Annotated in this window: 19 protein-coding genes; 8 read left to right on the forward strand and 11 right to left on the reverse strand. The window is 73.5% G+C overall.

What is annotated here, in order from left to right:
• Positions 1-11 precede the first annotated feature (11 nt).
• Positions 12-383 carry a twin-arginine translocase TatA/TatE family subunit gene (locus tag DEI99_RS04600; RefSeq protein WP_111041108.1) on the forward strand — a complete coding sequence of 124 codons (372 nt, stop codon included), beginning with the start codon at positions 12-14 and terminating at the stop codon, positions 381-383.
• Positions 384-461: 78 nt separating this feature from the next.
• Here the strand turns inward: DEI99_RS04600 and DEI99_RS04605 are convergent, their stop codons facing one another.
• The 4 genes from DEI99_RS04605 to DEI99_RS04620 all read right to left on the reverse strand — a co-directional run bounded on the left by DEI99_RS04605 (position 462) and on the right by DEI99_RS04620 (position 4,999).
• Positions 462-1,766 carry a carbohydrate-binding protein gene (locus DEI99_RS04605; RefSeq protein WP_111041109.1) on the reverse strand — a complete coding sequence of 435 codons (1,305 nt, stop codon included), beginning with the start codon at positions 1,764-1,766 and terminating at the stop codon, positions 462-464.
• A gap of 204 nt (positions 1,767-1,970) precedes the next feature.
• On the reverse strand, positions 1,971-3,131 hold the full coding sequence (locus tag DEI99_RS04610; RefSeq protein ID WP_111041110.1) for a P-loop NTPase: 1,161 nt from the start codon (positions 3,129-3,131) through the stop codon (positions 1,971-1,973).
• Entirely contained in the window at positions 3,124-3,621 is a 498-nt protein-coding gene (locus tag DEI99_RS04615; RefSeq protein WP_111041128.1) for a DUF1003 domain-containing protein, read from the reverse strand. Before DEI99_RS04615 ends, DEI99_RS04610 begins: the two co-directional genes overlap by 8 nt.
• A 58-nt stretch (positions 3,622-3,679) precedes the next feature.
• Complete coding sequence (locus tag DEI99_RS04620) at positions 3,680-4,999, reverse strand: magnesium transporter MgtE N-terminal domain-containing protein (RefSeq protein WP_111041111.1); 1,320 nt, start codon at positions 4,997-4,999, stop codon at positions 3,680-3,682.
• Positions 5,000-5,089: 90 nt separating this feature from the next.
• On the opposite strand from DEI99_RS04620, the gene DEI99_RS04625 reads away from it, so the two are divergent.
• Positions 5,090-6,010 (forward strand): YflT domain-containing protein, encoded by a 921-nt coding sequence (locus DEI99_RS04625; protein ID WP_181434375.1) that lies wholly within the window; start codon positions 5,090-5,092, stop codon positions 6,008-6,010.
• 115 nt (positions 6,011-6,125) lie between these two features.
• On the opposite strand, the gene DEI99_RS04630 is transcribed toward DEI99_RS04625, so the two are convergent.
• Together DEI99_RS04630 and DEI99_RS04635 are read right to left on the reverse strand one after the other, a co-directional pair.
• Positions 6,126-6,641: a GNAT family N-acetyltransferase gene (locus DEI99_RS04630; protein WP_349774921.1), complete on the reverse strand. Its 516-nt coding sequence runs from the start codon at positions 6,639-6,641 to the stop codon at positions 6,126-6,128.
• Between the two features lie 15 nt (positions 6,642-6,656).
• Positions 6,657-8,141, reverse strand: coding sequence for an aminopeptidase P family protein (locus tag DEI99_RS04635; protein WP_111041113.1), 1,485 nt, complete (start codon positions 8,139-8,141; stop codon positions 6,657-6,659).
• Positions 8,142-8,201: 60 nt separating this feature from the next.
• On the opposite strand from DEI99_RS04635, the gene DEI99_RS04640 reads away from it, so the two are divergent.
• Positions 8,202-9,083: a PHP domain-containing protein gene (locus tag DEI99_RS04640; protein WP_111041114.1), complete on the forward strand. Its 882-nt coding sequence runs from the start codon at positions 8,202-8,204 to the stop codon at positions 9,081-9,083.
• Positions 9,084-9,274: 191 nt separating this feature from the next.
• On the opposite strand, the gene DEI99_RS04645 is transcribed toward DEI99_RS04640, so the two are convergent.
• Positions 9,275-10,774, reverse strand: a complete 1,500-nt coding sequence (locus tag DEI99_RS04645) for a DEAD/DEAH box helicase (RefSeq protein ID WP_111041115.1) — start codon at positions 10,772-10,774, stop codon at positions 9,275-9,277.
• Positions 10,775-10,856: 82 nt separating this feature from the next.
• On the opposite strand from DEI99_RS04645, the gene DEI99_RS04650 reads away from it, so the two are divergent.
• A complete protein-coding gene (locus tag DEI99_RS04650; protein WP_258369270.1) occupies positions 10,857-11,570 on the forward strand; it encodes a ferritin-like fold-containing protein in 714 nt (237 codons plus the stop codon).
• A 77-nt stretch (positions 11,571-11,647) separates the two neighbouring features.
• On the opposite strand, the gene DEI99_RS04655 is transcribed toward DEI99_RS04650, so the two are convergent.
• Positions 11,648-11,944: a hypothetical protein gene (locus DEI99_RS04655; protein WP_111041116.1), complete on the reverse strand. Its 297-nt coding sequence runs from the start codon at positions 11,942-11,944 to the stop codon at positions 11,648-11,650.
• 4 nt (positions 11,945-11,948) lie between these two features.
• Positions 11,949-12,173 carry a DUF3107 domain-containing protein gene (locus DEI99_RS04660; protein WP_111041117.1) on the reverse strand — a complete coding sequence of 75 codons (225 nt, stop codon included), beginning with the start codon at positions 12,171-12,173 and terminating at the stop codon, positions 11,949-11,951.
• A 126-nt stretch (positions 12,174-12,299) separates the two neighbouring features.
• Between DEI99_RS04660 and DEI99_RS04665 the strand changes: the two genes are divergently transcribed.
• Positions 12,300-15,452 (forward strand): UrvD/REP family ATP-dependent DNA helicase, encoded by a 3,153-nt coding sequence (locus DEI99_RS04665; RefSeq protein WP_181434376.1) that lies wholly within the window; start codon positions 12,300-12,302, stop codon positions 15,450-15,452.
• Entirely contained in the window at positions 15,446-18,760 is a 3,315-nt protein-coding gene (locus tag DEI99_RS04670; protein ID WP_502867020.1) for an ATP-dependent helicase, read from the forward strand. Before DEI99_RS04665 ends, DEI99_RS04670 begins: the two co-directional genes overlap by 7 nt.
• A 303-nt stretch (positions 18,761-19,063) precedes the next feature.
• On the opposite strand, the gene DEI99_RS04675 is transcribed toward DEI99_RS04670, so the two are convergent.
• A complete protein-coding gene (locus DEI99_RS04675) occupies positions 19,064-20,062 on the reverse strand; it encodes a phosphotransferase (protein WP_111041131.1) in 999 nt (332 codons plus the stop codon).
• Positions 20,063-20,157: 95 nt separating this feature from the next.
• On the opposite strand from DEI99_RS04675, the gene nudC reads away from it, so the two are divergent.
• Both nudC and DEI99_RS04685 read left to right on the forward strand, forming a co-directional pair.
• Positions 20,158-21,093: an NAD(+) diphosphatase gene (gene nudC / locus DEI99_RS04680; protein WP_111041119.1), complete on the forward strand. Its 936-nt coding sequence runs from the start codon at positions 20,158-20,160 to the stop codon at positions 21,091-21,093.
• Positions 21,090-22,928: an ATP-dependent helicase gene (locus tag DEI99_RS04685; protein WP_258369275.1), complete on the forward strand. Its 1,839-nt coding sequence runs from the start codon at positions 21,090-21,092 to the stop codon at positions 22,926-22,928. Before nudC ends, DEI99_RS04685 begins: the two co-directional genes overlap by 4 nt.
• Here the strand turns inward: DEI99_RS04685 and DEI99_RS04690 are convergent.
• Positions 22,819-23,676, reverse strand: coding sequence for a TOMM precursor leader peptide-binding protein (locus DEI99_RS04690; protein WP_111041120.1), 858 nt, complete (start codon positions 23,674-23,676; stop codon positions 22,819-22,821). The genes DEI99_RS04685 and DEI99_RS04690 overlap by 110 nt on opposite strands.
• Positions 23,677-23,721 lie beyond the last annotated feature (45 nt).

Here is a 23,721-nt window from a genome sequence, read left to right on the forward strand (position 1 = left end):
GGCTCGCTTGCGTGAACATCCCGCTCGACAAGATCCTGATCATCGGGATCATTGCCGTGCTCCTGCTCGGGCCCCAGCGCCTGCCGATGTACGCGCAGAAGCTCGCCGAGTTCGTCAAGGCGGTCCGCCGGTTCGCCGACACGGCGAAGGACCGCATGCGCGAGGAGATGGGTCCGGAGTTCGACGACATCGAGTGGCAGAAGCTCGACCCGCGGCAGTACGACCCGCGACGGATCATCCGCGACGCCCTGCTCGACTCCGGCACGTCGACCGCCGCCGCGGTGCAGACCGCCCAGGTGAGCGCGTCGAAGGTCCGCGCGACCGCGCCGGTCGTCCCGCTGGCGGCGGGCGAGCACGCACCCTTCGACGCCGAGGCGACCTGACGCCCGTCACGTGACCACCTGACGGACAGGAGGCCCGGTGCCAGCTGGCACCGGGCCTCCTGTCCGAAGGGGGTCGCGCTACTTCAGCGCGGCCAGGAAACGGTCCGTCCAGGCGAGCGCCGTCGACCCGGTGACCGAGTTGCAGGTCGGCGACGCCGTGCCCTGCGCCGAGGGGCACGGGGTGTCGCGGTCGAGCGACCAGGTGTGCACGCCGGCCAGGCCGTGCGACTTCGCGTACGCCGCGACGGTGTCGACGTCGGCGAGGGTGAAGACCTCGTCCTGGGTGTCGTTCACGCCGATCATCGGGGTGACCTCGATCTTCGACGACGCGATGCCGTAGGTGTGCTGCAGGTTGGTGACGGCCTGGATCGTCGACTGGCCCATCTGGCAGGTCGACCCGGAGAGCACGCAGTTCGCGGCGCTCGCCCGGCCGAAGTCCATCGTCATGAGGTTGATCGTGTAGTTCGTCAGGTTCGACGCCTTGATCGCCTTCACGGTGGCGTCACCGGTGCTGTTCAGCCCGCCGAACGAGCCGTCCGACGCGGCCAGGGTCGCGAGGGTGAACGAGAAGCGCAGGCCCGGGTACTTCGCCTGGGCGAGCGCTGCCGCGCTGACGAGGTTCTGCACGTCCGCGGCGGACTGCCCGCTCTCGATGTCGAAGTCGACGCCGATCATGTGCGGGGAGGCGTAGCGGGCGATGAACGACTGCAGCGCGGTGCCGGAACACTTGAACGATCCGGCCGCGCCACCGGTGCTGACGATGTAGTTCACGCCGGCGGCGTCGAGCTTCGCGATGTTGGCGCTGGCGAAGGCGTCGGCGGCGACCCCGCCCCAGTTCTCGCTGCCGCAGGTGCCGGTGGCGAAGGCGAGCGTGATCGCCTTGAGGCCGGGCTCCCGCGTCGACACGAGGCTGTTCGACGACCCGACCACGGGGATCCTGGTGCCCGTGACCGCGGTGTTCATCACGTTCGTGTTCCAGTCGAGGTTCACGGTGATGTCCTTGTACGGGCTGAAGACCAGCCCGCTCGCGGTCCCCGTGCTGCCGTTGCCCGGGGTGGTGGTGCCGCCGCCGGTGCCCGGGTTCGTGGTGCCGCCACCACCGGTGCTGCCGCCGGTGCACGCGCCCGTCGACGTCCAGGGCTGCCCGCTGCCCGTCGCGCCGGAGTGCGTGGCGGGGTCGTCGCCCTGCGTCCACCAGTTGGCCTTGTAGTTCGAGCCGTTCTCGCTCACGGTCGCGCCGCCGTTGTAGGCGGTGCCGGCGTTCCAGGCGGACGCGCACGTGGCCGTCGCGGCGACCGCCGGTGCTGCGGCGATCGTCCCTCCCACGACGGCTGCGACGACGGCGGCCACCAGGCCGGTCCGCACTCGGGTGTTCCTGTTCACACGGTTCTCCTGTCCTCGGCCGGACGTCGTCGTCCGGCGGGTGGAGCTCCTGCGGCCCTATTCCGCAAGAGCATTGTGGAATGCCCTTGCATAATGCGCCCAGGTAGAACGACCTGTCCATGAACGAACGTACAGGAATGCGGAACGGGGACCGCGCGGACGATCCGGTGCCCGCTCGGCGCCCGTCGCGAGCGGCGGACGGACCTAGGACAGCGACAGCCCGAGCTTCCGACCAGCGAGCCCGCGGCCCATCGTCGTGATCCGGTCGGCGACGTCCGTCAGCGCCGCAGCCGCGGGGTCCTCCGGCGCCCCGAGGACGACCGGCACGCCGGCGTCCCCGCCCTCGCGCAGCGGGACGGAGAGCGGCACGCTGCCCAGGACGGGCACGGGGGCGTCCTGCCCGCGGGAGAGCCGCGCTGCGGTCTCCGCCCCGCCGCCCTCGCCGAACAGGTGCAGGACCGACCCGTCGGGCTGCACGAGGCCCGCCATGTTCTCGACGACCCCGATCACCCGCTGCCCGGTCTGCCGTGCGACGACGCCACTGCGTTCCGCGACGTCGGCGGCGGCTGCCTGCGGCGTCGTGACGACCAGGACCTCGGCGTGCGGCAGGAGCTGACCGACCGAGATCGCGACGTCGCCGGTGCCCGGCGGCAGGTCGAGCAGCAGCACGTCGAGGTCGCCGAACCAGACGTCCGTCAGGAACTGCGACACCGTGCGGTGCAGCATCGGACCGCGCCAGGACACCGCCGTCGAAACGTCGTCGACGAACATGCCGATCGAGACGACCTTCACGTCGTGGGCCACCGGCGGCAGGATCATGCTGTCCACCCGGGTCGGACGGGGAGCGACACCGTGCTCGTCGGTCAGGCCCATCAACCCCGGCACGCTGAACCCGTGCACGTCGACGTCGACCACGCCGACCCGCAGGCCACGGCGCGCGAGCGCCACGGCGAGGTTCACGGTGACCGTGGACTTGCCGACGCCGCCCTTGCCGCTCGTGACGGCGATCACCCGGGTCAGCGAGTCCGGGGTGAACTGGACGCCCTTCGGCCGGCCAGCGCGCAGGCGCTCGGTGAGCGCGGCCCGGGTGGCCGGGGCCATCACGGACACGTCGACGGCGACGCTCGACACCCCGTCCACGGAACCGGCGGCCGAGCGGACGTCGCGCTCGATCGTGTCGGCGGCCGGGCACCCGACGATCGTGAGCTGCAGGTCGACGCGCACCGAGCCTCCCGGCTGCACGTCGACCCCCCGGATCATGTCGAGCTCGGTGACGGGCCGACGGATCTCGGGGTCGATGACGCGGCCGAGCGCGGCGAGGACCGCGGTGCCCAGCTGCTCGTCGGCGCCGGTGGCGTCAGCCACGGGCGGACGTGCTCTCGCCGTCCAGCGCTGCCTGGTCGGCGTCGCGACGGTCGAGTTCCTCGAGCAGCGAGCGCAGCTCGGCGCGGATGAAGTCCTTCGAGGCCATGTCGCGCATCGCCAGGCGGAGCGCCACGACCTCCCTGGCCAGGTACTCGGTGTCGGCGAGGTTGCGCTCGGCTCGCTGGCGGTCCTGCTCGAACTGCACGCGGTCGCGGTCGTCCTGCCGGTTCTGGGCGAGCAGGATGAGCGGGGCGGCGTACGACGCCTGCAGCGAGAGCACGAGCGTCAGGGCCGTGAAGCCGATGGCCGCCGAGTCGAACTGCCACGGCTTCGGCGCCAGGGTGTTGTAACCCATCCACACCACGCAGAACAGGGTCAGGCCGACCAGGAACCAGGGTGTGCCCATCGCACGTGCGATGCCCTCGGTGGCGCGGCCGAAGGTGTCGCCGCGGCCCGAGCGCCGACGGGTCGGCAGCACGCGCGTGCGCATGCCCTTCGGCGAGTCGAGGCGGACCTCGGGGCGGTCGCGGTCGCGATCCCGACGGTTCTCATCCGTTCGTGCCACGGGTGGTCCTCCTTCCCGTCGTCACGGGGGTCTTGCGCGAGCGTTGGCGGGGGAGCGGTGAGGGGACACCGTCGCCCTGACTCCGCCAGTCGTCCGGCAGGACGTGGTCGAGCACGTCGTCGATCGTCACCACCCCGACGAGACGGTGGGCGTCGTCGACCACGGGGACGGACAGCAGGTTGTAGGTCGCCATGATGCGGGTGACCTCGGCGGCGCTCGCGTCGACCCGGACCGGTTCGGTCTGCTGGTCGATGAGCGTGCCGAGCCGCTCGTTCGGCGGGTAGCGCAGCATGCGCTGGAAGTGCACGAGCCCGAGGAACCGACCGGTCGGCGGCTCGTACGGCGGCAGCGTGACGCACACCGCGGCCCCGAGCACCGGGGCGAGCTCGTGCCGGCGCACCAGCGCGAGGCCCTCGGCGACGGTGGCGTCCGCCGAGACGATCACGGGTTCGGTGGTCATGAGCCCACCGGCCGTGTCCGGCTCGTACTCGAGGAGCATGCGGACGTCCTGCGCCTCCTCCGGCTCCATGAGCTGCAGCAGTGCCTCGCTCCGGTCGGCGGAGAACTGCGCGAGGACGTCGGCGGCGTCGTCCGGCTGCATCTGGTCGAGGACGTCGGCCGCGCGGGCGTCGGTCAGGCGCGTCAGGATCTCGATGCGCTCCTGGTCGGGCATCTCCTCGAGCACGTCGGCCAGGCGGTCGTCGGGCAGCTCCTCGGAGACCTCGAAGCGGCGCTCGGCCGGCAGGTCGAGCAGCGTCGACGCCAGGTCGGCGGGGAGCAGGTCGGAGTACGCGGCGATGACGTGCTCGGCGGACTGGGCCTCGCCGGGGAGCTCGTCCTCGGTGACCTCGTTCCAGGTCGTGAAGGTCGTCGGCCCCTTGCCGAACGGCGACGGTGTCGTCTTCGGCTTGCGGAGGAAGAGCTGCGCGACCTCCCAGTCGCCCTGCCCGCGGTCCTCGATCGCGACGTCCTCGATGGTGGCGCGGATCCGCTGGTTCTTGATGAGCACCTTGCGGCCGAGCATCTCGGCGATGACGCGGACCTCGCCGCCGCGCTGCTCGAAGCGACGCATGTTGACGAGGCCGGTGGTGATGACCTGCCCGGCGCCGATCGACGTGATGCGCCCGATGCTGACGAAGATGCGGCGCTTGCCCGGCACCTCGACGATGAGCCCGACGACGTGCGGGGGATCGGCCCGGCGGTAGACGACCAGGACGTCCCGGACCCTGCCGACGCGGTCGCCCGCGGGGTCGAAGACGGAGCACCCGGCGAGGCGGGCGACGAAGACCTTCGTGGCGCTCACCCGACCCAGCGTAGTCGCTCGGGTGCGCTGGTCGGCGCCCTCCCTGTGCGCGCACGTGTGATCGCAAGGTGTGCGGTGGATGATGGCTGGGTGAGCAATCAGAGCCCCTTCGCCGGCCGGACCGCACAGGCCTTCCCGACGCTGCCCAAGGGCGACGTCCTCGGCACCTACGACAGCTACCCCGACGCGCAGCGTGTCGTGGCGAAGCTCGCCGAGTCGGACTTCCCGGTCAACCAGCTCTCGATCGTGGGCAACGACCTGAAGACCGTCGAGCGGGTCACCGGCAAGATGACCTACGGCCGTGCCGCCATCGCCGGCGCGCTGTCGGGTCTCTGGCTCGGGTTCTTCTTCGGCATCGTGCTGACGCTCTTCTCGCCGCAGGCGGGCGGGCTGTTCTTCGCCGCCGCCCTGATCGGCGCCGCGTTCGGCATGCTCTACGGCATCGTGTCGTTCGCGATCACGAAGCGGCAGCGCGACTTCACGAGCGTGCACCAGGTGCTCGCCACGAACTACCAGATCGTCGTCAACCCGCAGCTCACCGGGCAGGCGCAGAACATCCTCGGCCAGCACGGTGCGACGCCGTCGACGCACTGGAACGACGCCCCCGGCACCGGTGCCCCCGGTGCTCCCGGTGCTCCCGGTGCTCCGTTCCAGGGGCAGCAGCAGCCCTGGCGTCCGGCACCGCCGCAGCAGTCGCCGTACGGCGGGCACGCCACGCCCCACCAGGAGCCCCAGCAGCAGCAGCCCGACACCCGGGCAACCGACGGTCCGCGGTACGGCACGAACGACGGTCCGCGCTACGGCACGAACGACGGTCCGCGCTACGGCACGAACGACGGTCCGCGCTACGGCGAGACGTCGGGGGCCGCTGACGGCGGTGCCGCGCCGGCCGTGCCGCAGCGTCGGCCGCAGGACCCGCCGCAGTACGGCGAGCGGGTGTCCGGCGCACAGTCGCCCGCGCCGACGCCGGAGTCGGCTCCGGAGCGTCCCGAGGACGAGACCCGGCACTGACGCGCCGCACCCCACGTCACCGGACCACCCCGGTGAGATCGCACGCCGCCCCGGTTCAGGTCGACTGAACCGGGGCGGAGTGCGATCTCAGCGTCTCCGCGCCGCGGGCGCGGGGCTACAGCACCTTCGAGTAGCAGACCGAGAGGGGAGCGCCGACGTAGGGGCCGAAGTTCGCGATCCGGGTGAAGCCCTCGCGCTCGTAGAACCGCACGGCGCGCTTCTGCTCCGTCCCGGTCTCGAGCACGAGTGCCGGTGACCCGAGGTCGAGCGCGGCCTCCTCGAGGCGACGCAGCACCAGCGCGGCGACGCCCGACCCCCGGGACTCCGGCCGGACGTACATCCGCTTCACCTCGGTGATGCCGTCCTGGACCAGGCGCAGCCCGCCGCAGGCGACCGGGGTGCCGGCGTCGTCGCGTGCCACGAAGAACACCGCGATCGACTCGGCCGTCGGCTTCTCGCCCGGCTCGGTGTCGCCGCCGTAGGCCCGAAGGATCTCGAGGCGCTGCGCGGCACGCAGGCGCTGCGCGTCCGGCGAGTCGAAGTGCTCGACCTCGATCGTGAACGCTTCGGCAGGCGCTGCTGCACTCGGGGTCGCGGGCATCGTCGCGCGCGGGGAAGAGGCTTCGGGCATCGTCACCCGTCCAGGCTAGCGGCCGGACCGGGCGATCCACCCCTCCACTTCCGAGGGGGTCCGGGGGATGCCGACCGACAGGTTCTCGGCGCCGTCCTCGGTGACCAGGATGTCGTCCTCGATGCGCACGCCGATGCCGCGGAACTCCTCGGGCACCGTCAGGTCGTCCTGCTGGAAGTACAGGCCGGGCTCGATCGTGAACACCATGCCGGCCTGCACGACGCCGTCGAGGTAGAGCTCACGACGGGCCTTCGCGCAGTCGTGCACGTCCAGGCCGAGGTGGTGGCTCGTGCCGTGCACCATGTAGCGACGGTGGAACTGGTTGTCCGGCTCGAGGGACTCCTCGGCGGAGACGGGCAGGAAGCCCCACTCGGCGGTCTTCCGCGCGATGACCTCCATCGCGGTGGCGTGCACCTGCCGGAAGGTGATGCCCGGCTCGACGATCGCGAACGCGGCGTCGGCTGCCTCGAGCACGGCCTCGTACACCAGGCGCTGCACGGGCGAGAAGGTGCCGCTGACCGGCAGCGTGCGCGTGATGTCGGCGGTGTAGAACGAGTCGACCTCGACACCGGCGTCGATGAGGATGAGGTCGCCCGGCTGCACGGCGCCGTCGTTGCGGGTCCAGTGCAGGATGCAGGCGTGGTGTCCCGATGCGGCGATGGTGTCGTAGCCGACGGTGTTGCCGTCGGCGCGGGCGCGGCGGTTGAACGTGCCCTCGACGATCCGCTCGCCGCGCGGGTGCGCGAGGACGGCGTCGAAGTCGGCGATGACGTCGTCGAAGCCGTGCTTCGTGGCCTCGACCGCCTTGCGGAGCTCGTTGACCTCGTACGGGTCCTTCACGAGACGCAGTTCGGAGAGGTCCCGCGCCAGGACGTCGTCGGTCGCCGGCGCGTCGGCGGTCTCGAGTGCGCCGCCGATCGCGCTGCCGATGCGGGCGTCGAGCGAGCGGGTCAGGTCGTCGTCGGCTTCGCGCACCAGGAGTGCCGAGCCGTCGAGCTCGTCGGCCACCGCGGCGAAGGCGCCGAGGTCGGCGGTGGCGAGGCCGAGGTCGGCGGCGACCGCTCCGAGCGAGGGGCGGGGGCCGACCCAGAACTCGCCGATCTCCGGGTTGGCGTAGAACTCCTCGGAGTCGCGACCGGCGGTCGCGCGGAAGTACAGCGTGGCGTCGTGCCCGGAGCCGTTCGGCGTCATCACGAGCACGGAGCCGACGACGGTGTCGGTGCCCCAGCCGGTGAGGTGGGCGAAGGTCGAGTGCGGACGGAACGGGTAGTCGCAGTCGTTCGAGCGGACCTTGGCCTGTCCGGCCGGCACCACGATCGTGCGGCCCGGGTGCAGCGCCGAGATGCGCGCACGGCGTTCGGCGGCGTGGGCGGCCTGTTCGCGAGGCTCGACGAGGGGCTCCTCGCGGTCGGCCCACTGCGACCCGATGAAGTCCTTGAAGGTCGAGGACCCGGGGGTCGTGGATCGGTTGCTCGTCGCGCGGGGAGTCGTGTCGGCCATGCCCCCATCATCGCACCGCCCGGCACCGGCGGCCGATCGGGGCACGGACCTGTGGATAGCATGGACGACGTGCCCGATCCGTTCATCGACCTGCACGCCCACTCGAGCGTGTCCGACGGCACCGAGCGCCCGGCGGAACTCGTCCGGGCCGCCGCCCACGCGGGCCTCGACGCGGTCGCGCTGACGGACCACGACACCACCGCGGGCTGGGACGACGCCGCCGCGGCCGCACGCGAGCTGCCGCTGACGCTCGTGCCCGGTCTCGAACTGAGCACCCGGGTCGGGTGGCGGAGCGTGCACGTCCTCGGCTACCTGGTCGACCCGGAGGACCCCGACCTGGTCGCCGAGACCGAGGGGATCCGCGACGGCCGTCGGTCGCGTGCCCGCCGCATGGTCGACCGCATCGGCGAGGACCACCCGATCACCTGGGACGACGTCATCGCCCAGGCCAGCCCCGGCGCCACCATCGGCCGCCCGCACATCGCGGACGCCCTCGTCGCACGCGGCCTCGAACCCGACCGCAGTGCCGCGTTCCGCGGCATCCTGCACCCGGCCTCCGGCTACTACGAGCCGCACGACGCTCCGTCGCCCCTGCGCGGCGTCGAGCTCATCCGTCGTGCCGGCGGCGTCCCCGTCATCGCGCACCCGGCAGCGTCGTCCCGCGGCATCGTCATCGACGAGCCGATGCTCCGCGACCTCGTCGACGCGGGGCTCGGGGGCCTCGAGGTCGACCACCGCGAGAACCTGTCCCACGGCAAGCGCACGCTGCTCGACTGGGCGACGCGCTACGGCCTGTTCGTGACCGGGTCGAGCGACTACCACGGCACCGGCAAGCCGAACCGGCTCGGCGAGCACCGCACGGCACGCGTCTCCTTCGACGCCATCGTGTCCGAGGGCACCGGCAGCGCCCCCGTGATCGGCCCCGGCTCCCGCCTGTCCTGACCCGAGTCTCGTCACCGTCGCGCCGTCTCACCGAAGCGACAGATCTCGCACGGCGCGGCCTGACCGCTCCGCGAACGCGACAGATCTCCGCCGACAGTTCGCGGCGATCTGTCGCTTTCGCGAGCGCAGTCGGCGGGTGGAGACGACGAAGGGCCCGTCGCGTCAGCGACGGGCCCTTCGGTCTGGAGGCGCTACTCGCCGTCCGACGTGCCCTGCGGTGCCGAGGCGGTCGCCGTGGCGTCACCGGAACCGGCTCCGCGACGGCGGCGGCGACGGCGGCGCTTCGCGGCGCCGTCCGTGGTCGTGCCCTCGGCCGACGTGCCCTCGGTGGGCGCGGACGTGGGAGCCGTGGACTCGGGTGCGGACGCTTCGGTGGCGGGCTGCTCCGGGCCTCCTGACCGCGAACGGCTGCGCGAGCGCGACCGCGACGCGTCACGCGGACCGGAGGCCGGCCGGTCGCCGCCGCGCTTCTCGGCGGGACCGCCGGCGGACGCGGCGTGCGACGAGGCGCCGGGCAGGCGGCCCTTCGTGCCCTTCGGGATGTCGAGTTCCTCGAACAGGTGCGGCGACGACGAGTAGGTCTCGACGGGCTCGGGGATGCCGAACTCGAGGGCCTTGTCGATCAGTGTCCACTTGTGCAGGTCGTCCCAGTCGACGAACGTGACCGCGATGCCGGTCTTCCCGGCACGGCCGGTGCGTCCGGCACGGTGCAGGTAGGTGTCCGGGTCGTCCGGGATCGTGTGGTTGATGACGTGCGTGACGTCGTCGACGTCGATGCCGCGAGCGGCGACGTCGGTGGCGATGAGCACGTCGCGCTTGCCGGCCTTGAAGGCGGCCATCGCGCGCTCGCGCTGCTCCTGGTTGAGGTCGCCGTGCACCGCTGCGGCGTTGAACCCGCGGTCCTTGAGCTCCTCGACCAGCTTCGCCGCGGCGCGCTTCGTGCGGGTGAAGATCACGGTCTTGCCGCGGCCCTCGGCCTGCAGGATGCGGGCGATGACCTCGTCCTTGTCGAGCGAGTGCGCGCGGTAGATGACGTGCTTGATGTTGGCCTGCATGAGGCCCTCGTCCGGGTCCGTCGCGCGGATGTGCACCGGGCGGCTCATGAACCGGCGGGCGAGCGCGACGATCGGCGCGGGCATCGTGGCCGAGAACAGCATCGTGTGCCGGACCTCGGGGACGGCCTGGAAGATGCGCTCGATGTCCGACAGGAACCCGAGGTCGAGCATGCGGTCTGCTTCGTCGAGGACGACCTCCTGCACGTGGGAGAGGTCGAGGAGTCGCTGGCGCTGCAGGTCGATGAGACGGCCCGGCGTGCCGACGACGATCTGCGCGCCGGCCTTCAGCTGCTCGATCTGGCCCTCGTACGCCTTGCCGCCGTAGATCGCCGCGATGGTGGTCGGGCGGTTCGACGTGGCGACCTCGAGGTCCTCGGTGACCTGCACGGCGAGCTCGCGGGTCGGCACGACGACGAGTGCCTTCACGCCGGGCGCCGGGTCGGCACCGAGGCGCTGGATGAGGGGGAGGCCGAAGCCGAAGGTCTTGCCGGTACCCGTCTTGGCCTGGCCGATGATGTCCTGGCCGGTGAGGGCGAGCGGGATCGTCTGCTGCTGGATCGGGAAGGGCTCGAGGATGCCCTTGCCCGCGAGCGCGTCGGCGATGTCCTGCTCGATGGAGAGGTCTGCGAAAGTCAATGGATCACCTTAGTCCTGGTGGAAGTCCCGGCCAGTCTACCGACGGGCGGGTGCGCCGGGGTCCGCCCCCTATGCTGGACACGTGGTGTCGTGGTGGAACCGGAAGCGCGCGGCGCAGCTCGCAGCCGCGTGGTTGGCGTCGCGGAACCCGCGGAACGCCCAGGTGGAGCGGCTCGCGCTCGACGACGTCAGCCCCGAACTCGACGTCTACCTGGGGCAGGCCGCCTACCTGCAGCTCTCCGTCTACGAGACGATGGGCCGCGCGGGCGCCTCGGCTCCGACGATGTCCGGCCGCCTCGTGACCGGGGTCCTCGCGACGACGGCCCTCGAGCGGCACCGCACGATCGTCGCCGAGATCGAGCGCATCGGCGCCGAGCCCGCGGCCCTGATGGACCCGCACCGCGAGGCGATCGACCTGTTCCTCGAGCGCACGAGCGGCGCCGACTGGTACGAGTCGATCCTGACCGGCTACGTCACGGCCGGCATCCTCAACGACCTGTTCGGCAACCTGCTCCGCTCGCTGCCGATCGACGTGCGGCAGCGGCTGCGCACCGTGTTCGACGCGCGTGAGGAAGCCGCCGTGGTCGAGGAGCTCACCGCACGCATCGCCGAGGACCCGGAGGTTGGGTCGCGGCTGGCGATGTGGGGCCGCCGGCTCGTCGGGGACACCCTGCTCGTCGCACGCTCGGCGCTCGCGTCGCACGCCCGCGAGGACCAGGAGCGGCTCGAGCCGGTCTGGACCGAGCTCATCGCGGCGCACACCCGACGGATGGACGCGCTCGGCCTGACGGCCTGAGGGGCGGCCCGTCCGTCGCTCGCGCTGGCGCTGGCTCCATCGCTGGCGCCGTCGCTGTCGCTCGGCGCTGGGCCGGGTCAGGCGCCGCGGGTCTTCAGGCGGTCGTAGTACTCGGCGTCGTGCTTGGTGCGCTGCCGGCCGAGCACCCACTCGACGACCAGTGCCGCCACGGCGGCGCCCAGCAGCGCGACGACCCAGATCCAGGTGCCGTCGTACGGCCACCCGGCCCAGGTCAGGCCCTCCCAGAGGACGGCGGCGACGATGCCGCCGACCGCCGGGCCGACCAGGGTGCCGCGGGTCGCACGCCACGGCAGCACCACGTGCGCGATCGCACCGAGGATGACGCCGCCGAGGACGGCGAAGAGCAGCTCCACGTCGTCAGGCGACGAAGCCGATGCGGCGTGCTTCCTCGGCGCCGACCTCGACGTAGGCGAGCGACGCGACCGGCACGATGAACCGGCGGCCCTTCTCGTCCTGCAGCGACAGGTGCGTCGCCTGCTCGGCGAGGGCCTGCGACACGGCCTTCTCGATCTCGTCGGCGGTCTGGGCGGTCTCGAACGCGATCTCGCGCGGGCTGTTGATGATGCCGATCTTGATGTCCACGACGACAGCGTATCCGAGCGGCCCCGGACGGTCCGGGCCGTTCGCCGCGGGCGCACTCGCCGCCCGCACCCGCCCACCCGCGCGTCGGGCGTCGGCCCTGTCGGCGGCGGTCGGTACCGTACGAGCGTGCCGCAGACCACGCTGACGCCAGCCCCCGCAGACGCCGGGCCCGTGCGTGCGCTCACCGACGACGCCGCACAGGCCGCGGTGCTCGCGCTGCCCGACGGCCGGCACGCCGCCGTGTTCGGCGCCCCCGGCACCGGCAAGACCACGACGCTCGCCCGCTTCGTCGCCGACCGGATGCACCGCCCGGACGCGATCAGCGCGGACGGGCACGCGACCGTGCTCGCGCTGACCTCCTCGCGCACCGCGGCGACGGCGCTCCGCGACCGGCTCGCGGCGGCCGTCGACCGGGTCGTCCCCGGCGCCCAGGCACGGACGGTCAACTCGCTGGCGTTCCAGGTCGTCGCGCACGCCGCGGCGGTGCAGCGCCAGGAAGCGCCGACGCTCCTGACCGGCGGCGAACAGGACCGGATCATCGCCGACCTGCTCGCCGGGCACGAGGTCGACGGCACGGGTCCGGCGTGGCCCGACCCGATCACGAGCGTCGTGCGGGAGCGCGCCGGCTTCCGGACCGCGCTCCGCGACGTCATGATGCGGGCGGTCGCCGCCGGGGTGGAACCCGAGGACATGCGCGAGCTGGCCGACGAGCACGGCCGTCCCGAGTGGCGGGCGATCGGCGACTTCGTCGACGACTACCGGGCGTCGGTGACGGCGTTCCGCGCGACCAGCCTGGACTCCGGTGAACTCGTGGCCTTCGCCACCGCCGCGGTCCTGCGCGGCGAGCTCCCCGCCGACGTGGCCGCGCTGCGGGTGGTCGTCGTCGACGACACGCAGGAGCTCGTCGAGGGCGAGATCGCGCTCCTCGGCGCCCTGGCCCGCTCCGGCGTGCAGGTCGTCGCGTTCGGCGACCCCGACATCGCCGCCTCGGCCTTCCGCGGCGCCGAGCCCGACGTGCTCGGCCGGCTCGCCGTGCGGCTCGGGGTCGACCGGGTCGACGACCTGTTCCTCGGCACGGTCCACCGGCACCCGGCCGCGATCCGCGCGCTCGTCTCCGGCGTGACCGCGCGCATCGGCACGGCGGCGGCCGGACGGCAGCGCGCCGCCACCGCCGGCCCGGACGACCGGCCCGACGCCGTCCTGCACCTCGAGGCGGCGAGCCGTTCCGCGCTCGTCGTCGCGATCGCCCGACGGCTCCGCGAACACCGTCTGCTCGACGGTGTCCCCTGGCACCGGATGGCCGTCGTCACCCGCAGCGGTGCGGCGATCCCGGAGCTCGTCCGCGCCCTGTCGGTGGCCGAGGTGCCCGCGACCGCCGGTGCCGCGCCGGTCCGACCGCGCGACGACTCCGCGGCGCGTGCCCTGCTCGACGCCGCCGCGGTCGCCCTCGGCGTCCTGCCGCTCGACGCCGCGCTCGCGACGGCCTTCGCGACCGGCCCGCTCGGGGGGCTCGACACCCTGGCGATGCGTCGCCTGCGGTTGGCGCTGCGTCGCGAGGAACTCGCGGGCGGGGGCACCCGCACCGCCGACGAGCTCCTCGTCGACGCGCTCGGCGCCCCGGAACGCCTCGCCACGCTCGACGCCGGGTTCGCCCGCCGTGCGACGCGGCTCGCCCGCAGCCTGGTGCAGGCGCACAGCGACGCCGACGCCGGCGCGAGCATCGAGGAGATCCTCTGGGGGCTCTGGGAACGCAGCGGCCTGGCCCGCACCTGGGGTGCGCAGTCCGCGGCCGGTGGCGTCGGCGCGGGCGAGGCCGACCGGCACCTCGACGCCGTGGTCGGGCTGTTCACCGCGGCGAAGCGGTTCGTCGAGCGCACCCCGGACGCCCCGGCGCGCGTCTTCGTCGACGACCTGCTCGGAGCCGACCTGCCCGAGGACTCCATCGGTCCGGACCGCACCGCCGGCCGCGTGCGGGTGCTCACCCCGTCGGCGACGGTCGGGCTCGAGTGCGACGTCGTCGTGGTGCTCGGGCTGCAGGACGGCGTCTGGCCGAACACCCGGGTGCGCGGCAGCCTGCTCGACCCGGACGGCCTGGTGCGCGCGGCAGCGGGCGTCGAGCGGTCGCCGATCGACGACCGCGCCGCCGTGGTCGCCGACGAGCTCCGGCTCTTCGCCCGCGCCGTCTCCCGCGCGACGACGCAGGTCGTGATCGGCACCGTCGCGAACGACGACGAGTCCCCGTCGCCCTTCGTCCGTCTCGTGCCCGTGCCGCCGGACCGCCAGCCGACCGTGCACCCGCTCTCGCTGCGCGGGCTCGCCGGGTCGCTGCGCCGTCGGGTCGTCGCCTCGGGCGACCACGAGGCGGCGTCGGCGCTCGCCCGCCTGGCCGAGGCCGAGGTACCCGGTGCGTCGCCGGACGACTGGTACGGACTCGCCGAACCGACCACCGACGAGCCCCTGGTCGACCTCGACGCCGACCCGGTTCCCGAGGTCGAGGGCGGTGAACCGGTGGCACCCACCGTGTCGGTCTCGCCGTCGCGGATCGGCACCTTCGAGGAGTGCCCGGTGCACTGGTTCGTGCAGACCTTCGGCGGCGGGGCCCCGAGCCCTGCGATGGGCATCGGCACGATCGTGCACGAGGCGATGGAGCACGCCACCGCGATCGACGTCGAGTCGCTGTGGCAGCGGGTCGAGGCCCGGTGGGACGAGCTCACCTTCGAGTCCCCGTGGGTCGCCGACCGCGAGCGTGCCCGCACCCGGCGGATGATCGAGGGGCTGAGCGACTACCTGCGCACGTTCGCCGGTGCCGGTCGTCGGGTGCTCGGCGCCGAGACCTCGTTCGCCCTGGTGACCGGGCCGGCCCGGATGCGCGGCAGCATCGACCGCATCGAGGTCGACCCCGAGGGGCGCGTGAGCGTCGTCGACCTGAAGACCGGCCGCTGGATGCCGAGCGAGAAGAACGACATGCCGGAGCACCCGCAGCTCGGCGCGTACCAGCTCGCGGTCGAGGACGGCGCGGTCGAGGGCGTGCCCGCCGGATCGCCGATGACGGACGCGCGCCTGGTGTTCGTGCAGAACCCGCGGTCCGGCCGGGCGTACTCGGAACGCACGCAGCACGCCTTCGACGCCGAGGCCCGCGACGCCTACCGCGAGCGGTTGCACGAGGTCGCGCGGGGGATGGCCGGCCGGACCTTCCTGGCGAACGTCGACGACCACTGCGAGAAGGCCCGCACCGGCGTCGAGTGCCGCATCCACGTGGTCGCGGAGGTGACCTGGTGACCGACACGACCGACACGACCGACGCGACCGACGCGACCGACGCGACCGACGCGACCGATGTGACCGATGTGACCGACACGGTGGACACGGCCGCGAGCGCGGAGCCCACCCCGGTGGTCCGGCACGGCGCCGATGCCGTCGCGGACGCGCTCGGCCGCCCCCGCCCCACAGCGCAGCAGCGCGCCGTGATCGAGTCGCCGCTCGCCCCGGCGCTCGTCGTCGCCGGGGCCGGCAGCGGCAAGACCGAGACCATGGCCTCGCGCGTGGTCTGGCTCCTCGCCAACGGCCTGGTCCGTCCCGACGAGGTCCTCGGCCTGACGTTCACCCGCAAGGCCGCCGGAGAGCTGTCCGTCCGGATCAACGACCGGATCCGAGCGCTCGAGGACGTCGGCCTGGTCACCGCCGGCGACGCGTTCGAGGCGCCGACCGTGTCGACCTACAACGCGTTCGCCAACGCGGTCTTCCGCGAGAACGCGCTGCTCGTCGGGCGCGACGGGGAGTCGCAGGTGCTCACCGAACCGTCCGCGTGGCAGCTCGCACGTCGGGTCGTCGTCGCCGCCCGCGACGACCGGCTGGCCGGCCTCGACCGCGACGTCGACACCCTGACGGCCGCCGTGGTGGCGCTCGCCGGTGCCACGTCGGAGCACCTCGTCGACCCGGACGACCTGCGCCGGTTCGCCATCGAGTTCTCCGAGCTGCTCGAGCTCCCCGGCAACCGCGGCAAGCCGTACAGGGCGATCACCGACGCCGTCGCCGCGATCGGGTCGTTGGAACCGCTGGCCGACCTGGTCGTCGAGTTCCGGCGGCAGAAGGTCGACCGCGGCTTCGTCGAGTTCTCCGACCAGATCGCCCTGGCGCTGGCCGCCGCCGAGTCCGCGCCGCGCGTGGTGACCGAGCTCCGGCAGCGGTACCGGGTCGTGCTGCTCGACGAGTACCAGGACACCTCGGTCGTGCAGACCCGGTTCCTCGCACGGCTGTTCCGCGACCACCCGGTGATGGCCGTGGGGGACCCGCACCAGTCGATCTACGGGTTCCGCGGCGCGAGTGCGGCCAACCTCGCCCGGTTCCCGCGCGACTTCGGCGGGAGCGACGCCGGCTCGACCACGCCGGTCACGTTCGCGCTCTCGACGAGCTGGCGGAACCCGGTCGACGTCCTCGCTGCCGCGAACGCGGTCGTGGAACCGCTGTCAGCGGCGTCCGAGGTGGCGGTCGAGCGGCTGGCACCGCGGCCCGGTGCGGACGCCGGTCGGGTGGACGTCGTGTTCCCGGAGACCCTGCCGGACGAGGCCGACGCCGTCGCGACCTGGTTCCGGGCGCACCGCGAGCGGAACCCCGGCGCGTCGATGGCCCTGCTGCTCCGCGCGCGGAAGGACCTCGCCGCCTTCACGGCGGCGCTCGGTGCCCGCGGTGTGCCGTACCACGTGCTCGGTACCGGGGGGCTGCTCCAGCGCCCCGAGATCGTCGACCTCGTCGCCTGCCTGCGGGTGCTGCACGACCCGTCCGCCGGCAACGACCTCATCCGGCTGCTCGCCGGGTCGCGGTGGCGGGTCGGCGCGGCGGACGTCGTCGCCCTGCACCACCTGGCCCGGTGGTTGTTCCAGCGGGACCACTCGCAGCAGCGCCTCGACGACGAGCTCACCGCGGCCTTCCGGGCGTCCGTCGCCGCGGGTGAGCACGGGTCGATCGTCGACGCCCTCGACTTCGTCGCGACCGCACCCGACGAGCACGGCGCGCTCGAGGGCATCACCGCGGCCGGACGTGCCCGGATGCGCGCCCTGGGCGGTCAGCTCGCGGCCCTGCGCTCCCGCGCCGGCGGCGACCTCGTCGACTTCGTGACGCTCGTCGTGCAGGAGATGCGCCTCGACATCGAGGTCGCGGCGCACGAGCAGGGCAGCGGCGCCTACCTCGACGCGTTCGTCGACGAGCTCGCCGGCTTCGTCGCGACCGACGACCGGGCGGACCTCGGGTCGTTCCTCGGCTGGATCGACGCCGCTGCCCGACGCGACGACATGGGTCCGCGGTCCGAGGAACCCGAGGCCGGGACGGTCCAGATCCTGACGATCCACGGCTCGAAGGGCCTCGAGTGGGACGCCGTCGCCGTGCCCCGGATGGTCGAGGGCGGGCTGCCGGCACGACCCCAGGAGGGCTCGTCCGGGTGGCTCGGCTTCGGCCGGCTGCCGTACGAGTTCCGGGGCGACGCCGCCGAGCTGCCGGCCCTCGGCTGGCGCGGCCAGGAGACCCAGAAGGACGTCACCACCGCGATCGACGCCTTCAAGGAACAGGTCAAGGCCCGCAACGAGGACGAGGAACGCCGACTCACCTACGTCGCGCTGACCCGGGCCCGGCACGACCTGCTCGTCTCCGGGTCGTTCTGGGCCGGCGGGGTGAAGCCGACCGAGCCGAGCCGGTACCTGCGCGACCTCGTCGACGCGGACGTGCTCGACGGCGCCGCGATCCCCGAGGCGACCGTGCACGAGGAGAACCCCCTCGGGGCCGACGGCGCCACGCAGACGTGGCCGCACGTGCCCTTCGGGCAGCGCGCCCCGCGGGTGCTCGCGGCGGCCGAGCGCGTCCGGAACGCCAACCCCGGGGCCGCCGGCCGGTTCGCCGCCGACATCGACCTGTTGCTCGCGGAGCGCCGCGCCACCCGCGACGCGGAGCACGCGGTGGTCGTCCCGCACCGCGTGCCGGCCTCCGGCTTCAAGGACTACCTGTCCGAGCCGGACGCGGTCGCCGAGCGGCTCCGACGCCCGATGCCGGAACGGCCGTACCGCGCCACGCGGCTCGGCACCCTCTTCCACCAGTGGGTCGAGCAGCGCGCTCGGAGCGGCGGGCCCCTCGAGACCCTCGACGTCTGGGACGGCGAGGCGGACCTGGACACCGACGACCTGCCCGACGCGTCACCGGACGCCGTGGTCACCGACGACGCCCGCCGGCTCGCCGACTTCCAGGCCACCTTCGCCCGGTCCCGCTGGGCCGGGCGCACCCCGGTCGAGGTCGAGCGGGAGATCCACATCCCGTTCCTCGGGCACAGCGTCGTCTGCAAGCTCGACGCCGTCTACGAGATCGACGGGCGCGCCGAGGTCGTCGACTGGAAGACCGGCAAGGCGCCGACGGGCGCCGACGACCTCGCGCGCCGCACCCTGCAGCTCGCCCTGTACCGGATCGCGTACGCCGAGTTCACGGGCCGTCCGCTCGACGAGGTCGACGCGGTGTTCTACTTCGTCGCCGACGACCTCGAGGTGCGGCCGACCGAGCTGCTGGACCGTGCAGGACTCGAGCGCGCCTGGCGGCAGGCGATCGGCTGACCGCCGGGGCCTGGCGTCCGACGCGCGCTGCGCCGGTCCGGCCGCGTGCCGGTCGGGCTGCGCACCGGTCGGGCTGCGTGCGGGTCGGGACGCGCACCGGTCGGGACATGCACCGGTCGGGACATGCGCCGGTCGGGACATGCGCCGGTCGGGACCTGCGCCGGTCACGCTGCGTGCCCGACGCGCTCCGCACTGGAGGCCCGGTGCCGGTCCGCCGGGCCTGCACCGGGCCTCCAGACGGTCTCGTCCGGCGACCCGGCGCGACGGTCGACGCGGCGACGGTCGACGTGGCAGGCCGTGCGGTCAGCCGTGCCGGCGCTCGGTCGACGACAGCAGCTGCTCGACCTCGCCGATCTCCATCGTGTCGGGGGAGACGGACTGCAGCGGCTCGGCGCTCGGTGCGTGCACCGCGTCGACCAACCGGTGCATCATCGCGACCGCGTCGTCCACGATCTCGGTGCTCTTCGCCTGCACTCCGTGCAGGAGCCAGTGCGCCGTCTCGAGCTCGTGGTGCACCCGCGCGCGCTGCGCGAGCTGGCGGTCCCGGCCGCCGCCGTTCGCCTCGTAGGCGCTGAGGACGGTGTCGAAGGCGTCGCGGCTGCCGGCGAGGACCCACGCCAGGTCCTTCGCGGGGTCGCCGAGGCGCAGCTCGCCCCAGTCGAGGACGCCGCTGACGGCGTCGCCGTCGACGAGCAACGCACCCGTGCCGAGCGAGCCGTGCACGACGGTCGGGGTGAACTGCCAGAGCTGCTGGTCGCGGGCCGCGCCCTCCCAGCGTTCGACGAGGGCGGCGGGGACGAGCTTCGTCGCCACCGCGCGGTCCATCACCGAGACGGCGGACCGCAGCACCTCGAACGGCGTCAGCGACGGCAGGCCGGCGTCCGAGACGAAGCTCGTCGGCAGCTGGTGCACGGCCGCGACGGCGCGACCGACGCTCGTGGCGAGGTCCGGCTGCTCCGCGAGCGAGCGCAGGGTCGGGTGCGTGCCCGGCAGGTTGGTGGTGACGATGGCGCGGGTCGAACCGATCGGCGCCTGGCCGCGGTACTCGACCACGCCGAACGGCAGGCGCGTGCGGATCCCGGCGCTCAGCGCCCGGATCGCGACGAGGTCCGCCGACTGCCGTGCCTCGGCCCGCTGGTTCCGCGGGCGGCGGATGACCAGCTCGACGCCGTCGGCGTCGCGGAGGAGGGCGGACTCGTAGTCGCCGGCCGCGGCCGAACCGAGCGTGCGCGTGCCCGTGACCAGGAGACCGGGCACGGCCGTCGTCGCCAACGCGGCTAGAGTGAACTGGGATCCCGCCATGCCCATCAGGGTAGGTCCGTGTCGTCGCCTTCGGGGCGCGCCACGCTGACCCGGGCGCTCCCGGCCGAAGCCGCTGATCTGAGGAGCCCTCTGCCGTGACCGTCGAGTTCGCCTCCCGGCTCCCGCTGTCCCGCAACGAACTCGACCGCGACGCCGAGTTCCGCACGACCCCCGACCTCGAGCGCGTCCTGCGCGAGGACGAGCAGGCCCGGTTCCTGCCGGTGCACGGCGCCGAGGTGCTGCGGAACGCCGACGGCGCCCTGCGCTTCGTGACCGCGGCCGACGTACCGGAGGGCACCGTCGTCCTGTACCTCGGCCGGGCCGTGTCCGACGCGTACGACGCCCCCGCCGGCACCCGCTTCGTCGCCGCCCTGGTGGACGACGACACCGCCGCCGCGATCGAGCCCTCCGCCGACGCGTGGGAGAGCCTGCGCATGTTCGGCACCGAGCTCTCGGCGCGCGACCAGGGGCTGGCGGTCGAGGCGGTCGCGATGGCGAACTGGCACGCCGTCCACGGGTTCTCACCCCGCACCGGTTCGGCCACCGACGTCGTCACCGGCGGCTGGGTGCGCCGCGACCCGCAGGGCCACGAGCACTTCCCGCGCACCGACGCCGCGATCATCGTCGGCGTGGTCGACGCCGACGACCGGATCCTGCTCGGCTCGAACGCCGCCTGGGACGCGAACCGGTACTCGCTGCTCGCCGGCTTCGTCGAGCCGGGCGAGTCCCTGGAGGACGCGGTCCGCCGCGAGGTCTGGGAGGAGTCCGGCGTCCGCGTCGAGGAGCCGGAGTACCTCGGCTCGCAGCCCTGGCCGTTCCCCGCGTCGTTGATGGTGGGCTTCCGCGCACGCGCGCTCGACGGCGACCCGACGACGGCGCGGCCGGACGGTGTGGAGATCCTCGACGTCCGCTGGTTCTCGCGCGACGAGATCCGGGAGCGCGCGGGGGACACCCTGCTGCTGCCCGGACGCACCTCGATCGCCCGCGCCATCATCGAGGAGTGGTACGGCGGGCCGCTGGACACACCGTGAGCGGTCCGGGACGGGGCGCGGCCGGTCCTCCGGGTGCCAGCACGGGTGCTGGTACCGGTTCTCCGCGTGCCGGTACCGGTTCGCCGGGTGCTCGGGCTGGTGCCGGGGCGCCCGAGGTCCGTCCGCCGTCGCCCGACGAGCTGCTCGCCGCGCTCGACGCCGAGCAGCGCACCGTCGCGAGGACGCTGCTCGGCCCGGTCGCGGTCCTCGCCGGAGCCGGGACCGGCAAGACCCGCGCCATCACGCACCGCATCGCCTACGGCGTCGCGACGGGCACCTACGCCCCGAACCACGTCCTCGCCCTGACGTTCACCACCCGCGCCGCCGGTGAGCTGCGCTCCCGACTGCGCTCGCTCGGGGCCGGCACGGTCCAGGCGCGCACCTTCCACGCGGCAGCGATGGCGCAGCTCAGTTACTTCTGGCCGGACACGGTCGGCGGGCACGCGCCGAAGATCGTCGAGTCGAAGGGCCGGATGATCGCCCACGCCGCGGACACCGTCGGCATGTCCGTGGACACGCCAGTGCTCCGCGACCTGGCCGCCGAGGTCGAGTGGCGCAAGGTGCAGATGCTCTCGCTCGAGGAGTACGAGGCCGCCGCCGCCGACCGCGTCATGCCGCGCGACACCTCGCCCCGGAGGGTCATCGACCTCATGAAGGCCTACGAGCGACTCAAGGACGACCGTCGGCAGCTCGACTTCGAGGACGTCCTGCTCACGACGCTCGGCATGGTCGAGTCCGAGCCGCGGGTGGCGTCGTATGTGCGGCAGCAGTACCGGTTCTTCGTCGTCGACGAGTACCAGGACGTCTCGCCCGTGCAGCACGACCTGCTCAGGGCGTGGCTCGGTGGCCGTGACGACCTGTGCGTCGTCGGTGACGCCAGCCAGACCATCTACTCGTTCGCGGGCGCCTCGAGCGACTACCTGCTCGGCTTCGGTTCGGAGTTCCCCCGCGGCTCGGTGCTGCGGCTCGAGCGGAACTACCGCTCCACCCGTCAGGTGGTGCACGCCGCGAACGCCCTGATGCGCGGTCAGCCGGGCGCGCTCGACCTCGTCGCGCAGTCCACCGAGGCCGGACCGGAACCCGTGGTGGTGCCGTGCGTCCACGACGGCGACGAGGCACAGACCATCGCCCGCCGCATCGCCGAGCTCGTCGACGGCGGCGCGTCCTACGGCGACTGCGCCGTGCTGTTCCGCGTCGGGGCGCAGTCCGCCGCCCTCGAGTCCGCACTCGGCCGCAACGGCATCCCGTTCCGGGTGCAGGGCGGCACCCGGTTCTTCAACCGGCCGGAGGTCAAGCTCGCGGTGCACCACATGCGCGGCGAGGCGATCCGGCAGACGGACGACGAGCTGACCCGCCGCGTGCGCCTCGTGCTGCAGGTGAGCGGCTGGACGCCCACCGCCCCCGAGGGCACCGGCGCCGTCCGCGAGCAGTGGGAGGCCCTGCAGGCGATCATGGGCCTCGCCGAGGACGCACCAGCCGGCACCACCATGCAGCAGTTCACGCAGGACCTCGTCGACCGTGCCGCGACGCACCACGAGCCGGACGTCGACGCCGTCACCCTCGCGACCCTGCACTCCTCCAAGGGCCTGGAGTGGCCGCATGTCGTCATCGCGGGCGCCGCCGAGGGGCTGCTCCCGATCTCGCACGCCACCACCGACACCGAGGTCGACGAGGAACGTCGGCTGTTCTACGTCGGACTGACCCGCGCTCGTCACTCGATCACCATCACGTGGTCGAGACAGGGTTCCACGCGTGGGGGAGCCCGGACCCCGAGCCGGTTCCTGGCAGGGCTCGGCACGCGCAGCGCGGATGGGGCCGCACCGGCGTCCGGCTGACCGACAGGTCGTCGCGGTCGAAGACGAGTTGGTCCGGGTCGGCGCGCTGCGTCCGCAGCGGCAGGCGTTCGACGAGCGCGCGGGTCGCGGCGGCCGCCACCGCGGCGACCCGCCACGACGACAGCGGCGCGGCCGGGCGACCCCACAGCTGGGAGGCGATGGTCGGCCAGGCCGGGTCGGCGTCGGTCCGCCCGAGCTCCGCGCACTGGAGGCACGGCCCACCACCCGGCACCACGAACGGCCCGAGACGGATTCGCCCGTCACCCACCACCACCGGCAGGTGCGGCACGCCCCTCCGGGTCCAGGCGGCGCGCAGCGCCGGGTCGACGACGTGGTCGGCGACCACGACGGCGAGCCGTGGGTCGTGCTCCGGCAGGTCGACCGGGCCACCCCGGGGAGCGGTCGTCCGCACGACGGTGACGCCCTCGCCGCTCAGGAACCCCGCGATCGCGTCGGCGAGTGGACCGCGCCCGTGCACCTCGACGCGCTCGAGCGGCTCGGGGAGCACGTCGACCACGGCCGGTGACGCCGCTCCGAGGACCCGGGCGGCGACGTCCGGCGGGCAGCCCGACGCCGTCGCCACCCCGGACAACGCGTCGCGTCCGGTCTCGTGGCGGAGCGCGCAGAGGAAGCGTTCCTCGGCCGTGCTCGGCACGTCGACGAGGGCGCGCGGCGGGTCCACGCCGAGCTGCACGGTGGCGGGGTCACGCCAGACGAACTCGAGCGCCGGATCGATGCGGATGCCCATGACCCCACGCTGCCCGTTCGACCGGGCGGCGTGGGGTCGTGTGGT

The sequence above is a fragment of the Curtobacterium sp. MCLR17_036 genome, from assembly GCF_003234445.2.
Taxonomy (GTDB): Bacteria; Actinomycetota; Actinomycetes; order Actinomycetales; family Microbacteriaceae; genus Curtobacterium.

Coding starts and splice junctions, on each gene's coding strand:
- DEI99_RS04615 (WP_111041128.1), bottom strand. CDS start 3,621: ATGCGCACGCGCGTGCTGCCGACCCGTCGGCGCTCGGGCCGCGGCGAC.
- DEI99_RS04630 (WP_349774921.1), bottom strand. CDS start 6,641: ATGCCCGAAGCCTCTTCCCCGCGCGCGACGATGCCCGCGACCCCGAGT.
- DEI99_RS04635 (WP_111041113.1), bottom strand. CDS start 8,141: ATGGCCGACACGACTCCCCGCGCGACGAGCAACCGATCCACGACCCCC.
- DEI99_RS04640 (WP_111041114.1), top strand. CDS start 8,202: ATGGACGACGTGCCCGATCCGTTCATCGACCTGCACGCCCACTCGAGC.
- DEI99_RS04675 (WP_111041131.1), bottom strand. CDS start 20,062: ATGGCGGGATCCCAGTTCACTCTAGCCGCGTTGGCGACGACGGCCGTG.
- DEI99_RS04690 (WP_111041120.1), bottom strand. CDS start 23,676: ATGGGCATCCGCATCGATCCGGCGCTCGAGTTCGTCTGGCGTGACCCC.